The sequence below is a fragment of the uncultured Gimesia sp. genome (assembly GCF_963972345.1).
Classification (GTDB): Bacteria; Planctomycetota; Planctomycetia; order Planctomycetales; family Planctomycetaceae; genus Gimesia.
Genome location: NZ_CAXAVM010000178.1, coordinates 1 through 14,647, shown reverse-complemented (window position 1 = coordinate 14,647; position 14,647 = coordinate 1). Strand labels below are relative to the sequence as shown.

Genomic DNA, 14,647 nt, shown 5'->3' with positions numbered 1-14,647 from the left:
CATCTTCTACCTGCATTCACGTCTGCTGGAACGCTCCACGCATTTAGCGGACCGGCTCGGCGGAGGCTCCCTAACCGCGTTACCCGTTGCCGAAACAGAAGCGCAGAATCTGTCTGCCTATATCCCGACGAATTTAATCTCGATCACCGACGGCCAGATCTATCTTTCACCGCATTTGTTTCAGAAAGGAATTCTGCCTGCCGTCGATGTGGGTCGCTCTGTTTCCCGCGTGGGAGGCAAAACCCAACTCCCCGCCTACCGGGCTGTCGCTGGTGATTTAAGACTGTCGTACAGCCAGTTTGAGGAACTGGAAACCTTTTCCCGATTCAGCAGCCGCCTGGATTCAGAAACACTGGCTACCCTGGAACGCGGGCGGCGTGTACGTGAAATCTTTAAGCAATCGCAATACCATCCCCTTTCCGTGCCTGAGCAGTTATCCGTATTGATCGGCATGGCTGGTGGTGCGTTTGACAACACAGGCCTGTCCCAGATTCATCAACTGGAAGATCAGGTACAGCGGATTCTCAGTAATGACTTTCCTGATTTAAGCGAGCAGATCCTCGCAGGCAAAACCATTACAGAGACCGATCAGCAATCCGTGCTGAATGCTGTCAGCGAGTTGATTCAGCAATCCCAAAATTCACTTTCTGAAACTGACTGATCCTATGCAGGATTTTGAAACCTTAAAACGCAACATCGAAAGCACCAGGGATCTGGAGTCGGTGGTGCGCACGATGAAAACGCTGGCCGCGGTCAGTATTCGGCAATACGAACAGGCAGTCGATTCACTGGAAGACTACTCTAATACCGTTTACTGCGGACTGGAAATGGTTTTATCAAAGACCAGGGCGCACTCGACATTGCCAGACGCTCCAGCCGCGGGCACAATCGGCATGATTCTCTTTGGTTCCGACCAGGGCATGTGCGGTCAGTTCAACGAACAGCTGGAAACCTATGCTGCAGAATATTTCGTTGACTCTGAGTTAAACAATCGAAACCAGGCCTGGATGGTGGCAGGTTCGCGGATGCTGGGAAAAACCCTGGATTCCGGCAATGTTGTTGATTTCGACTTCAGCCTGCCGGGCTCAGCCACAGGAATTGCTCCCCTGGTCTCTGAAATGCTCGCCAAGATCGATCAGTGGCGGCACCAGCGACGATTGAGTGAAATCTATATTTTCTACAATCAGCGTGAAACGGCTTCGACCTATAAACCGCATGTCGTACAGTTGCTGCCCGTCGACCCGACGAAGTTTCATCGAAAACAGGAGAGCCCGAACGCATCGCGCTCACTCCCCCTCTATACCATGAATCGCGAGACATTATTATCTCGGCTGATTCAACAGTACCTGTTCGTGTCGCTGTTTCGTGCCTGCGCGGAATCTCTGGCGGGGGAAAATGCCAGCCGAATCGCCTCCATGCAGGCTGCAGAACGAAACATCAAAGAACGCCTGCTCAATCTACAGGCCGAATTCAATCAACGCAGACAGACCGCCATCACCGAGGAGCTACTGGATGTCGTTACCGGATTTGAGGCCTTGAAAGAAACAGAATGATTTTCCTGAAATTCATCCCGATTACTTATACAGGAGATAAAGAACGATGAATGACCCACAGAAGCTACCATGCGCCGATGATTTCATGAATCAGCATGTAGAAGTTGTAACCCAGGATATGACGTTGACAGAAGTCATTCGGTTTCTATTAAAACACAAGATCTCGAATGCACCCGTTGTCGATCAACAGGATCAGAAACCTGTTCTCGTCGGCTTTGTTTCCGAACGGGACTGCCTGTCTGCTCTCTCAAATGAGCTGTTCTTCGGCAACCCCAGCCCGGCACAGACGGTGAAAACCATCATGAGTTCACATCCCATCTGTATCACTCCCGAAACGGAACTGTTCTCGATCGTTTCCATCTTTGTCAACCACCGCCTGCGCCATCTGCCTGTCGTACAAAACGGTATTCTGCTGGGGATTGTCAGTCGACGAGAGATTCTGGCAGCCATGGAAACTTATTATAATCACTCACTCCATACCCAGGAACACGAGCGACTTCTGCGAGATACATCACAGGCTTTGAACCTCCGGTTTACCATTGACCGCAGTTGAACCACAACTGATCCCTCAAAGCAGGTCAACAGATTCGTGGTAGAGGACTGCCCAGCGGGTCGTGTAGAGGCTGTTCGGGTCCCAGCGTCCGTTTTACTGTCACCGGGGCAACTCCCCGGGCCTTGACGATACCGATCACCCGGGCATCTGCTGTCTTTGAGAGTGTCTGTAAAACGGAGACGGCTTCGTGTCCGGCTCCCTGCCTGACTGCGATCAGCATGGTCCCTTCATTGGCAATATGCAGTGGATCCAGTCCCAGTAATTCGCTCATGCCTCTCACCCCGGGAGAGACGGGCACACGACGTTCATCGATACTCAGTGTCAATCCACTGGACTCTGCCCATTCCTGCAGCACCGCGGCCACACCGCCCCGGGTCGCATCCCGTATGCAGCAAATCCGGTCCCCGAGTGCTCCCCGCAACTGTTCCACCGCCTTCAAAAGAGAACCACAGTCGCTGTGGGGCAATGGATCAAACTGCAATTCTTCGCGTGCTGCCAGAACCGCAATGCCATGCTGGCCGATGGGCCCACTGACAACGAGTTCATCGTGCTCTGCCAGGAACTCAGGACCGGGAGGAACAGGTTCGGTCAGCTCGCCGACGCCTGCCGTATTGATAAACAGCCCGTCAACGGCGCCCCGGGGGACCACTTTCGTATCACCGGCCACAATCTTGACCGCCGTACTCGATGCTGCTTCAGCCAGACTCTGCAGCACGCGGTCCAGAATCAGAAGGGGAAACCCCTCTTCAATAATCAATGAGAGTGTGAGCCAGAGCGGACGTGCCCCGCTGACTGCCAGATCGTTGACGGTGCCATACACGGCGAGACTGCCAATATCTCCCCCCGGAAAAAACAGGGGAGAAACAACAAAACTGTCCGTCGTCAACGCCAGCGAGCCCGCGATGCGCGGAAGTCGGGCCGCATCACCGGAGACTTCCAGGCATTCATTTTTCAGAACAGAAACAATGCGTTCCTGAATCAGTTTGCGAGACAGTCTCCCTCCCTCACCATGTGCCAGCGTCACACGGTCTGTTTCAGCCGGAATCTCAACAGGACAATTCAGTTGCCAGCTGCCGGTCATGTTCTGCTGTTGGTTTTCCATCGTACTCCACAGTCACCTGGAATGATTAATTTTTCTTCAGACACCCGCATAGCGATAGTAGGCAGCACAGGCGCCTTCCGAAGAGACCATCGGGGCTCCCAGGGGTGTTTCGGGGTTACACTGCTTACCAAAATGCGGGCAGTCGGGCGGTTTGAGTTGGCCGGTCATCACATCGAAGCTGCGGCACTCAGTACTCAGTATCACCGGCAAACCACAATCCGAAAAACGGACGCGTGCATCAAACCTCTTCCACTGCTCCTGCAGTGAAAGGCCCCCTGCCGGAATGCGACCAAAGCCCCGCCAGCGACGATCTGATATCTGATAAATCGCATGCACGAGATCCCGCGCTGACCGATTACCTGCCCCCTGTACAGCCCGGGAATAACAATTCTCCAGTCGCGATTCACCTGCTTCCAGTTGCCTGACACAAGCCAGAATCCCCTCCAGTAAATCGAGCGGTTCGAATCCGGTCACAACAACTGGCAGTTGATAGCGATCCACAAACCGGCCGTAGGATTCATATCCCATCACCGTGCAGACATGTCCTGCTGCCAGAAAAGCCTGTACCCGGTTATCCGGTGCTTCTACCAAGGACTCCATTGCAGGTTGGACCCGGACATGCGATACAATCAGACTGAAATTATCGAGCTGATACTGCGCGGCCTGCTTCACTGCCAGCGCCGTCGCAGGTGCCGTCGTCTCAAATCCGACTGCGAAAAATACTACCTGCTTTCCGGGTTGTTTGCGTGCCAGTTCTACCGCATCCAGAGGCGAATAAACAATCCTCACCTGCCCCCCCCTGGTCCGGGCATCCAGCAAAGACCCCTGGCTGCCGGGCACACGCAACATGTCTCCGAAGCTGGTCACAATCACATCAGGCTGCTCTGCCAGCTGACAGGCAAAATCGATGTCCGCCTGATCGGTCACACAGACCGGACAGCCGGGACCATGAATTAATTCAACGGTTCCCTGCAACTCGGCAGCGATTCCATGGCGTAACAACCCATGCGTCTGCCCGCCACAGACTTCCATCAATGTCCAGCAACGGGTGGAAACACGCCGAATTTCATCCAGTAACATCTGTGCTGCTGTTGGATCTCGATATTCATCCAGGTACTTCATGATTCGTTCTCTCCCCCCTCAGGCAGAGTTTCATGCCAGCCTTCATCTTCACCCCACTCCGCCAGGGTCTCAAAAATCCGCTGCGCCTCCCCTTCATCAATCCGGTTGATCGCAATCCCGGCATGGACCAGAATATAATCCCCTACTTCCGCCTCTGTCACACAGGCCATATGCACAATCCGGCGAACGCCGTCAAATTCGATCTCTGCCTGCGAAAAGATTCCCTCCCGCTCCACCCAGCGAACCAGTTGACCAGGTATTCCTAAACACATGGAACGTTTCCCCTCTGTTTTGAACGGGCAATCGTGACTGCCAGTTGACCGGCTGCCAGACCGCCATCGTTAGGCGGGATCCTGCCTGGCAATCCCAGTGGTTGGTTATGCTGTTTCAGTTCTTCCGCCACAAGTTCAACCAGGCAGCGATTCTGAAATACGCCTCCACCCAACACGACCGGCAGACGGGAAAACAGCCGACACAACCGTGCGGTTCCCCGGGCCAGACCACGATGAAACCGCATTGCAATCAGGCCTGGTGACACACCCGCTTCCTGGTCTCGCAGAATCGCGGTAAGACAAGGCCGCCAGTCCAGCTGAATCGGCGTTTCCTGTAATAGAGGCATCTCATAGCTGCCCTCTTCCGACAGCTCGCAACTCGCTTCCAGCAACATCGCTGCCTGTCCCTCATATTCAGAATGAGTTATCCCCAGAACCAGGGCCGCGACTCCATCAAACAACCGCCCGACACTGGTTGTTAACGGTGAAATACGGTTTGACTTCACAATTTGCAAAACAGGTCTGACCAGCTCTGCTTTCATTCCTGTCCTCAACGCAGCCTCTGGTCCCAGTGTTTCTGTGAGTATGGAGACAGCAACACGGTACGGCTCTTTGACGGCTGCTTCTCCTCCCGGCAATCTGAATGGTTTTAAATGGCCTGCCCTCGTATATTCAGCCGCCGTTGACAGTAAAAACTCTCCCCCCCAGATGGTCTGATCGTCTCCCCAGCCGGTCCCGTCAAAGGCGACTCCCAGTACCTGTCGATCCAGCCAGCCCTGTTCCAGCATTCCAGCCACAATATGAGCATGATGATGCTGAACTCTCTCAACGTGTGAACCTTGTTGAGACTTGCGGTTCGAAGTGTAATAATCGGGATGCTCGTCGCAGATGAAATCTGCCTGTGAAACATCATACAACTGCCTGAGTGATTCCAGCTGCTCCTCGTAACGCTGGCAGGCAGCCAGGCTTTCCAGATCCCCGATATGGGGTGCAAGAACAGATTGAGATCCATTATGTAAGGCAACGGCTACTTTCTGATGTCCCCCCAGTGCAATAACAGGTCGAGGATGTTCCAGGTCCAGAGACAAGGGAGCCAGCCCCCGCGCCAGCCGAATGGTTACCAGGCGGCCAGCCATCCAGCGGACGACACTGTCATCGACGGGCCGCTCGATCGGACGATCATGTTCCAGCCAGCAGTCTGCCAGCCCGCTGATTTGCTCTGAGAGACTTCGATCCTGATAATACAGCGGTTCTCCCTCCCGGTTGGCGCTGCTGACCACCAGTGGAAAATCGCATTGCTGCAGTAGTAACCAGTGTAACGCTGTCGTGGGCAGCATCACTCCCAGTGTATTTAAGCCGGAATTCACGTTACCGGCAATCGGTGAATCCTTGCGAGCCTGGAGCAGCACAATCGGAGCCGCGGGACTTGCCAGCGCCGCTGCCTCCGTATCATTCATCACAGCCAGCTCGCGGGCCGCAGCGAGGTCTGTCACCATTACTGCCAGTGGTTTCCCCGGGCGGTGTTTCTTCTCTCTTAACACTTGAACGGCTGATTCACTGGTAGCATCAACCAGCAGTTGATAGCCGCCCAGTCCTTTCAGTCCAATGGTCTCACCCTGCTGCAGTGCGCGGGTAGCACCCTGGATTGCCTCGGTATCTGTTCCAGTAACTTCGCCCGCAGCATTGGTACTCCAGACCTGGGGACCACACTTGGGACAGGCAATTGTCTGGGCATGAAAACGGCGATCAACGGGCGAATCATATTCTCCCTGGCAGCGGGAACAGAGACCGAAATCTGACATGCCAGTTTGCGATCGTTCATAAGGTAGCGAATGCAACAGGGAATACCGGGGACCACATTGCGTACAACTGGTGAAAGCATAGCCGAACCGGTGATCCGCTGGATCAGCGACTTCAGCCAGGCAATCCTGACAGACGGCGTTATCCGGCGGAACGCAGACAGCAAGGGAACCACTGGTCTTTTTTTCGATGATTTCAAACTGTTTCCCTCCGCGATTCACCGTGGTTTCCCTGGTTTTCCGTTGAATCACCGTTTCAACAGGCAGGTAGGCTTCCAGGTTCTGCTCGAATTCCTGCACGACTTTTGGGGGACCTTCAATCAGCAGTTCAATCCCCTCTGTCGTATTACAGATAGAACCTGCGAGTCGCAATTGACAGGCGCGCCGCGCGACCGCAGGCCGCAATCCGATCCCCTGGACGCGACCACTCAACGTGATCTTGATCGCGATTGTCGGTTCTGCACTCTCAACAATTGTCCGCGGGTTCATGGTATGCTGCCAGTTGAAGTTGATGTTGTTCTTCCAGGAAATCACACCATTCCTGAATACCGCTTCCTGCCAGGGAACAACAGGGAATGACCTTCAGTGCCGGTTGAATTCTCTGGGCATCTGCAGTCACTGCTTCCACAGAAAATGGTACGTGCGGTAATAAATCCAGTTTCGTAATCAGCATGGACTGACTGGTGCGGAACATTTTGGGATACTTTCCCGGCTTATCGTCCCCTTCCGTCGTGCTGAGCAGAACGACACGCAGATGCTCTGCCAGATCATGCGAAGCGGGACAGACCAGGTTTCCCACATTCTCGATAAACAGAAAATCGACTGCAGGATCACCCAGCGCGGTCAAACCCCGCTGCACCAGCGGCAGTTCCAGGTGACAGGCTCCTCCGGTCGTCAGCTGCGCGACCGGAACCAGGGGGGCCAGCCGCTGCGCATCGCGGTCGGTTTCCAGATCACCCACCAGAACAGCCATCGAACGGCGACCAGCAAACTGCCGTGCCGTCGCCTCCAGTAAACTCGTTTTTCCCGATCCCGGCGATGACAGCAGATTCACAACCAGAGTGCCCCGGTGGCCAAGACGCTTTCGTTCCGCCTCGGCATCGGCCTTTTGATCTGCTTGCAGATCGCGTTTGACGATGATCGTTTGCCGACTCATGAAGAGACTCCTTCGCGCGAATCGATTGTTTCCAGCGTAACACTGATCAGCTGCAGATCATCACCCTGAATGACGTCAACGGTCCCGCTCCCGCATTCAGGACAGTGAAACTGAAAATCGAGGACTTCAAACTCATGTTGACAGTGAGTACAAACCGCAGTGACAGGGACCAGATCCAGTTTCAACCGGCATTCCACAGAAAAGACATCCACGACCATCTCCTCAAACGCGGCTGCAAATAACAGCGGTTCGACTCCCGACAGGTCACCTGCCTGCACGCAGATTTCAGAAACTCGGCCGCCCCCCTGCGCCTCGACGATTTGTCTGACCTGCTTTAACAGATTCTGAACCAGGGACCGTTCATGCATGTTCAATCTCCCCCTGACTGACAGAGTTGCTGATATCCTCACACATGGCTTCGACCGCAGCGAATACCCTTGCCTGTACCGCTGCTGATAAACTCTCTCCGGAATGATTTGAATGCAGTTCTATGGCCCAGATCCGAACATGCTGCGGGAGCCTCCCCAACTGTTCTGCCAGCGCAAGCACACCCGTTAAAGACATCTGGTGCGTCCCCGACCAGCGAATCTCATCCAGCTGACCGCAAGGCCATTCCCATTGATGAATACTTCCCGGTTCACCGGCTCCCTGGCAGGCATCACAAATCAGCAGGTCCCGCCCAGGTTCGATCCAGTCCAGTAAATCAGCGGGTGTCCGCGCCAGTTTCACACTCACGTGAGAGTACTTGCGCCGCTCAATCTCCCTGGCCATCTCCCAGCCCGCCTGATCGTCACCATGCGGACTGCCAATCCCAGCGACCATGATCTGTACCCCGTTTCTCAATCTCTCTTCCTTTCTGCTGTCTCTCAGTGACGGTCAATTGTGACTTTGAGAAAATGAGTTGAACAACTGATACAGGGATCATAGGCTCTTACCAGGTTTTCGCATTTTCGCCCGAGTTCTGCATCTTCCTGACCAGCTGACTCTGTCACCAGGTGTTTGAGGTCGACTTCAATTTGTGCCTGATTCTGAGACGTCGGCGGGACAATACAGGCCTCAATGATTTTTCCTTGATCGTCAATCTCATAGCGATGATAAAGCGTACCCCGGGGAGCTTCGGTCGCAGACTTACCGATCCCTGCCTGCGGGGAATACGATTCCCGTGGTTTGCCTGCAGGATGTTGATCACGCAGAATCGACAACGCTTCTTCATACGCGTGAACGATTTCCAGGCCTCGCGCAATAATCGCTTTGTGCGGATTGCGACAGACCGGTTCCCATCCGATTTCGTCTGCCAGCTTTCGCGCCTGCGGAAACAGTTGCTGCCGATTCAAATTGATACGCGATAACGGCCCGAGCAGATAAGGGCGTCCCGTTGACTTACGAAAAGCCTGCAGAGCAGTCGAGTGTGGCACCTGCCGCTCTTCAAACTCCGCTTCGTACTGATCAACTTCAATCACGTCTCCAAGGCTGGATTTCATCACGCCGTCATTCATGGGATATTCATCCGGGTGAGACAGCGATATGAATTCGCAATCCGATTCCATTTCCGGAAAATCAAAACCAGCCACCCAGCGTGTGGTTTCCATCGCAGCGTTCAGGCCCCATTCAAAATCCGGGATCAGTTTCTGAAATTCATTCCGATTGGGAATTCGATAGAAACCACCCACGCAGACATTCACCGGATGAATGGCCCTCCCCCCCAGCAGGTCGACCAGCTGATTGCCATGTTTTTTCAGCCTCAGCCCACGATTGACCTCTTCGGGAAACTGCTTCGCCATCTCCAGCCCGCTCTCAAAACCCAGAAAATCCGGGGCATGCAGTAAATGCATATGCAAGCCATGACTTTCAATCCATTCACCACAATATAACAGCCGACGCAGACGCCGAATCTCTGGGGAAACGGTTACTTCCAATGCAGCTTCGAGAGCATGCACGCTACTCATCTGGTATGCCACCGGACAGATGCCACAGATTCGCGCGGTGATATCCGGCGTGTCTTCGAGAGGTCGTCCCCGCAACAAGGCTTCAAACAGACGGGGCGGTTCGTAAATTTCCAGGCGGACTTCTTCGATCGTGTCACCACTCATGCGGATGAACAGCCCCCCTTCTCCCTCCACACGGGTCAATGTTTCCACTTTGATCTTGCGGTCACCCATCAGTATGGCTCCCCGTTTCGATCCAGTAAACGTCGGCTTTCCTCGCGAAAGGCAGGTGCATTGTTGTTGAAATTCTGGAGACTGTTGGAAATTTCCTGCTTCGAGGCACCGTCCTGCTCCATTTGTGATGTCAGGCTCACCAGGTTGGATTGCGAGGCTGGTCCGAAGCAGCCGTAACAACCCCGGTTGTAGCTCGGACAAAGTGCATTACATCCTGACTGGGTCACGGGGCCCAGGCAGGCAATTCCCTGTGCCACTGTGATGCAGACCGTACCACGGCGTTTACAATCCAGGCAGACACTGTGTCCGGGGGTGCGTGGCGTCCGTCCTGCCAGCAGCGACTGAATCACTTCAATCAGCTGATATTGATTGATCGGGCAGCCTCGCAATTCGAAGTCGACGGTTACATGATCTGCGATGGGTGTTGACTGATCTAACACCTCAATGTATCCGGGACTGGCATACACAGCCCGCATGAACTCAGCAGAATCGGCTCCGTTTCTCAACGCCTGAATTCCACCAGAGGTCGCGCAGGCACCGATGGTCATCAGAAAGCGGGAATCTCTGCGAACCTGCTGGATCCGGGCTGCATCGTGGGGCGTAGAAATCGATCCTTCAATCAGTGCAATATCATACGGGCCTGCTTCCATACGACTCGTGGCCTCGGGGAAATAGACGATCTCTAAGGCATCGGCGACGGACAACAGCTGATCCTCGGCATCCAGCAGGGAGAGCTGACAGCCATCACAGGAAGCAAATTTGAAAACGGCCAGTCTGGGTTTTTCCACGTTCAGAGTCCTTCCACTTTTAAATAGGGGGAAATCTGATCGTAGCGAAAGACCGGCCCATCCTTGCAGATGAATTCCGGCCCCAGCTGACAGTGTCCACACAAACCCACCGCGCACTGCATATTCCGTTCGGTCGAAACCCAGATCTGCTCGCTGGTCATTCCCCGCTGAAGCGCAGCACGGGCAGTAAAACGCATCATCAGATCCGGACCACAGATCAACAGGATCGTCTCCGCAGGATCAAATCCGGTGAGCCGCTCCAGCAACTGAGGCACAACTCCCACATTCCCGCGCCAACCGGGACTCGACCGATCAACGGTTTCTCTGATCTCCAGCCCCTCTGCTCTCCACCGATCATACTCCCGCGTGTAGACCCGCATCTCGGGTGTGCGTGCGCCGTACAATAAATGCAGACTCCCATACTCGTCTCTCTGGGCCAGCAGCTGATAAATGAAGGGACGCAAAGGGGGCAGGCCAATTCCCCCGGCCACCAGAATCACATTTTTTCCCCGACAATCCTCGCGCGGCCAGCTTGTACCAAACGGACCTCGCAGCCCCAGGGTATCACCCACTTTCAACGCAGCGATACTGCGCGTCACATTGCCGGCCAAACGAATGGTATGAGCCAGGGTCCCACAGTCAGCAGGATCACCGCTCATCGAAATCGCCGATTCGCCCGCACCGGGAATATACAGCATATTAAACTGCCCCGGTTCAAAACGATAAGACTGCGCAGCGGCAGCATCTCTCAGCGACAGCTGATACGTGGCCACCCCGCTGACTTCAGCAGCGATCTCATGAATCACTGCCGTTTTCGCTACCCAGATGCTGTCTGATTTCTCAGCCTGCTTTCCGACTGTCGAATTCATGACTCCGATTCCCGAATCGCGTTCACTTCCTGTGTCAGATCGATGCCGACCGGACACCAGGTAATACAGCGGCCACAACCAACGCACCCTGATGTACCGAACTGATCAATCCAGGTCGCCAGTTTATGGGTTAACCACTGCCGATAACGATTGCGAATGCTGTTTCGGACCAGCCCCCCGTTCATATAACTGAAATCCAGATTAAAACAGGAGTCCCACTGTCGTTGCCGTTCCACATGATCTCCCGTCAGATCGCTGACTTCTTCAACCGAACTGCAGAAACAGGTCGGACAGACCATCGTACAGTTCGTGCAGGACAGACAGCGCTCTGCCACATCATCCCACCGGGGATGTTCCAGATTGGACATCAGCAGGTCTTTGATATCCGTCGTATCAAATCTTCGTTCGATCTGGTCAACAGCCTGCTGTCGCGCCGCGTTTGCCTGTGTATCCTGTTCCGGCGAGACTTTCATGGTTTGCAGATCCGACAGAATCTCCGCACCGGCAGCAGTTGCCACCTCAACCAGGAAACCATCGGGCAATTCGGTCAGCGCCAGATCAAAACCCGCTTTGCAGCGAGGCCCCGTTTCCATGGAAGTGCAAAAACAGGTCGAAGCGGCCTGCGTGCAGTTCACGGCGATGACCAGCGCCTGACTGCGACGCTGCTCATAAATCGAATCAACATAAGGTCCCCCCGTGAAAACACGATCCTGTATTTTCATCGCAGCCAGTTCACAGGCTCGAACTCCCAGAAACGCATAGCGGGGTGTTTCTTCTTTCGCTTCCTGAAACTGCCAGCCCTCTTCCGTTCGATCAGCTCTCGCCAGTGTGCTGACCGGCGGAAACAGCTGCTTCTTCCAGGAACTCGGGCCAACCACATAACCAAAGAGCGCATTATCATCGCGTCTCACCAGGCGGTATTTTCCGGGTTCCTGTTGATCAGTCCAGCCACGGGGCAAATCATCAATTGATGAGAGTTGACCATACACAATGGCTTCCTGATCGATCGTAGGACCAATCACCTCGTAACCACGGGAAATCAGCACCTCAAAAAGCCTGGCAAATTCATCCAGTGTTAAAAAACAGGTTTCAGGATCGACCGACTGCACGGAATCATTCATGGGTACCTCCCTGCTTCAGAGTATGTGCTTCATCAGAAACAGCATACATGTCGAGCACCTGTAGACGACTGGCAACCAGCCGCTGAGATAACGCCAATGACATCCGCCGCATGATCTGGTAACCGATATCATGATCCTGCTCGCAAACTTGCGCCAGCGCTGCTGCGTCGATGGCAATCACGCGAGTCTGTTCCACAGCAACCACGGTCGCGGTCATCTCCCCCTGCTTGAGAAGGGACGACCAGCCGAGCAGATCGCCTTCTTCCAATGTCAAAACGGGTAAACAGCCACGTGCAGGAATGGTCATGCAGATCTCAACGCGACCGCTGAGAATGATATATAGATTCGGATGCTCTGTGCCTTCGGTAAAGACCGTCTCGTTGCGGGAAAAATCCTCAAAACGGGAAATGGCAGCCAACTGCTGTTGCTCTCCTGCGGACAAATCGGAAGTGAATCGGAGTTGCTGCATTATTTCCTGAAGCTGTTGAATCTCCATCGCAGCCTCTCAGTCAAGTTGTTGAAAAACAGTCAGGCAGAACACTTCGATTCTAACCGGCCCGTTCGTACTCGTCCAGCAACCAGAATTTGTAACGACCGCTTTATGACAACTCCCTGCCAACCTCAGGAATTCCCCTATCAGAAATTACGACTTTATCCTAACAGTAATTCAACAAATAAAATCGTGAATTGTTCATTAATGTTGGATTCTGAAATTAGCTCTCGTATTGGTACGATATTGATCCTGCAATTCATTACCTGTTTATTGTGCTCAAATAGATCAGTCAGGAGTAGATCAGAAATTATGCATCGATTCAAAAATATTCTTGTGGGTGTTGACCTGTCATCAGGAGATCACCTCGTTTCCGAAGAAGTTTAGACTGCCTCCCTGGAAGCAGTAAATCGCGCTATCTGGCTGGCCAGGTCGAATTCTGCAGAACTCACGTTCTTTTTTGCTCTCGATGTTGGCGCTGAAACTCAACGGATGATTGAAGAGCCGAATGAGAGGGAATCAAACCTTTCACATCTCATTCGACGCCTGCAAGTCTGCCATCCCAGAGTTTGTCGAATCAATCCCAGGCAGATACTTAAAATACAATGGCTGAATCGACCTTTCAGGTTGGTTGATTTAGGAGATTTATAATATCTTATGCGAACGACGGGAAGTCAAAAAAAGTCAGGGCACTTGCCCGGGACCAGTTCAGCTTTTCTGTGCCGTTTGTTTTTCCTGAATTGTCAATAGGAGAAAAGTTTGAATTCGTGTTAAGCTGTGCACGCTTAGGGAATTCAGAAAAGCATTTCCTGAAGGGATGTCAGGCATGGATGCTTCACACGCTGATCGGCGCGGGCGGGAAATGCTCTATATGGGATTCTCCAGTGCGTCCAAAATAGATGACGCGTCGGCCGGTGATTTGAACGAAATACCCCACACACCCAGCGGACATCGTTTTCAGGATGAAATCGAGGTACGTGTGCTCGTTCCGCTGACTCTGCTGAACAGCGGCCTCAACGGCGGGAGCCGAAAATTCGGTGGCCGTAGGATGAGAAGGATGAGGCGTGGCGATGACTACTGAATCGCCATCCGGCAAATAGTAGGTGATTTCCTGACGACTGTAGTCGGCGTGGTAACGCTCGATTCCGATGTGGGCAAGCTTACCCAGGATCTCAGGAAAGGTAAGTTCCCCGGCCAGCGCTTCGCGTGTGCATTGCTGTATGACCTGTGTATTTTCTGCGTTCATAATAGCTCCGTTTCAAGTATTGAGTTGAACTCATTTGACTCGCAGGTCTTGCCACACGTGTCCGTAAACAATGATCTGAAGTAACCTCACGAACCACGTTTTCTGATCGGGCTTGAGATAACCGAAAAACTCGTGATTGATCTGATCGGCAAACTGAGCCAGGACTGGTAAGTGGTCCGTTATTCTACAATGTTCCGTCTAAAATTACAGCGATCCCAGAGTCCCGGTAGCATTACTCTCGCACGCTGAGTCCTCCGGGAGTCAACTTCCTCCTGCCCTGCCCCTGTTTTCCTCCTCAAAACGTCACCCATCTGTTGAAACACCCACTGAATAAATTCGACTTGACTCCCCCTTGCCGCCACCCAGAATAAGCACCTAACTGAGTCGCGCGCGTGACCAGTTTACAGTGCACTGAAA

General features: G+C 53.5%; 15 protein-coding genes and 1 pseudogene. 3 read left to right on the top strand and 13 right to left on the bottom strand.

From position 1 onward, the window contains the following. From AACZ40_RS22760 to AACZ40_RS22750, 3 genes and pseudogenes are all read left to right on the top strand, one after another. Positions 1–661: pseudogene (locus tag AACZ40_RS22760) on the top strand (F0F1 ATP synthase subunit alpha); the annotation flags it as partial. A gap of 4 nt (positions 662–665) precedes the next feature. Then, positions 666–1,553, top strand: coding sequence for a F0F1 ATP synthase subunit gamma (locus tag AACZ40_RS22755; protein WP_291169030.1), 888 nt, complete (start codon positions 666–668; stop codon positions 1,551–1,553). 46 nt (positions 1,554–1,599) lie between these two features. Further along, positions 1,600–2,106, top strand: coding sequence for a CBS domain-containing protein (locus tag AACZ40_RS22750; RefSeq protein WP_291169032.1), 507 nt, complete (start codon positions 1,600–1,602; stop codon positions 2,104–2,106). Positions 2,107–2,131: 25 nt separating this feature from the next. Here AACZ40_RS22750 and hypE read toward each other — a convergent pair whose 3' ends face one another. The 13 genes from hypE to AACZ40_RS22685 all read right to left on the bottom strand — a co-directional run bounded on the left by hypE (position 2,132) and on the right by AACZ40_RS22685 (position 14,230). Next, entirely contained in the window at positions 2,132–3,208 is a 1,077-nt protein-coding gene (gene hypE, locus AACZ40_RS22745) for a hydrogenase expression/formation protein HypE (protein ID WP_291169034.1), read from the bottom strand. A 36-nt stretch (positions 3,209–3,244) separates the two neighbouring features. Further along, positions 3,245–4,330, bottom strand: coding sequence for a hydrogenase formation protein HypD (gene hypD / locus AACZ40_RS22740; RefSeq protein WP_291169036.1), 1,086 nt, complete (start codon positions 4,328–4,330; stop codon positions 3,245–3,247). Then, positions 4,327–4,602 carry a HypC/HybG/HupF family hydrogenase formation chaperone gene (locus AACZ40_RS22735; RefSeq protein ID WP_291169038.1) on the bottom strand — a complete coding sequence of 92 codons (276 nt, stop codon included), beginning with the start codon at positions 4,600–4,602 and terminating at the stop codon, positions 4,327–4,329. Before AACZ40_RS22735 ends, hypD begins: the two co-directional genes overlap by 4 nt. Further along, on the bottom strand, positions 4,593–6,890 hold the full coding sequence (gene hypF / locus AACZ40_RS22730; protein WP_291169041.1) for a carbamoyltransferase HypF: 2,298 nt from the start codon (positions 6,888–6,890) through the stop codon (positions 4,593–4,595). The genes AACZ40_RS22735 and hypF overlap by 10 nt, the downstream gene beginning before the upstream one ends. Next, a complete protein-coding gene (gene hypB, locus AACZ40_RS22725) occupies positions 6,868–7,557 on the bottom strand; it encodes a hydrogenase nickel incorporation protein HypB (RefSeq protein WP_291169043.1) in 690 nt (229 codons plus the stop codon). Before hypB ends, hypF begins: the two co-directional genes overlap by 23 nt. Beyond that, positions 7,554–7,925, bottom strand: a complete 372-nt coding sequence (locus AACZ40_RS22720; protein ID WP_291169045.1) for a hydrogenase maturation nickel metallochaperone HypA — start codon at positions 7,923–7,925, stop codon at positions 7,554–7,556. The genes hypB and AACZ40_RS22720 overlap by 4 nt, the downstream gene beginning before the upstream one ends. Then, positions 7,918–8,400: a hydrogenase maturation protease gene (locus tag AACZ40_RS22715; RefSeq protein ID WP_291169047.1), complete on the bottom strand. Its 483-nt coding sequence runs from the start codon at positions 8,398–8,400 to the stop codon at positions 7,918–7,920. Before AACZ40_RS22715 ends, AACZ40_RS22720 begins: the two co-directional genes overlap by 8 nt. A 23-nt stretch (positions 8,401–8,423) precedes the next feature. Continuing rightward, complete coding sequence (locus AACZ40_RS22710) at positions 8,424–9,716, bottom strand: Ni/Fe hydrogenase subunit alpha (protein WP_291169049.1); 1,293 nt, start codon at positions 9,714–9,716, stop codon at positions 8,424–8,426. Then, positions 9,716–10,504, bottom strand: coding sequence for an oxidoreductase (locus tag AACZ40_RS22705; RefSeq protein ID WP_291169052.1), 789 nt, complete (start codon positions 10,502–10,504; stop codon positions 9,716–9,718). The genes AACZ40_RS22710 and AACZ40_RS22705 overlap by 1 nt, the downstream gene beginning before the upstream one ends. A 2-nt stretch (positions 10,505–10,506) precedes the next feature. Further along, entirely contained in the window at positions 10,507–11,373 is an 867-nt protein-coding gene (locus AACZ40_RS22700) for an FAD/NAD(P)-binding protein (protein ID WP_291169055.1), read from the bottom strand. Next, positions 11,370–12,494, bottom strand: a complete 1,125-nt coding sequence (locus AACZ40_RS22695; RefSeq protein ID WP_291169057.1) for a 4Fe-4S dicluster domain-containing protein — start codon at positions 12,492–12,494, stop codon at positions 11,370–11,372. The genes AACZ40_RS22700 and AACZ40_RS22695 overlap by 4 nt, the downstream gene beginning before the upstream one ends. Beyond that, on the bottom strand, positions 12,487–12,963 hold the full coding sequence (locus tag AACZ40_RS22690; RefSeq protein WP_291169060.1) for a cyclic nucleotide-binding domain-containing protein: 477 nt from the start codon (positions 12,961–12,963) through the stop codon (positions 12,487–12,489). The genes AACZ40_RS22695 and AACZ40_RS22690 overlap by 8 nt, the downstream gene beginning before the upstream one ends. A gap of 856 nt (positions 12,964–13,819) precedes the next feature. Next, a complete protein-coding gene (locus AACZ40_RS22685) occupies positions 13,820–14,230 on the bottom strand; it encodes a DUF1398 family protein (RefSeq protein ID WP_291169063.1) in 411 nt (136 codons plus the stop codon). Positions 14,231–14,647 lie beyond the last annotated feature (417 nt).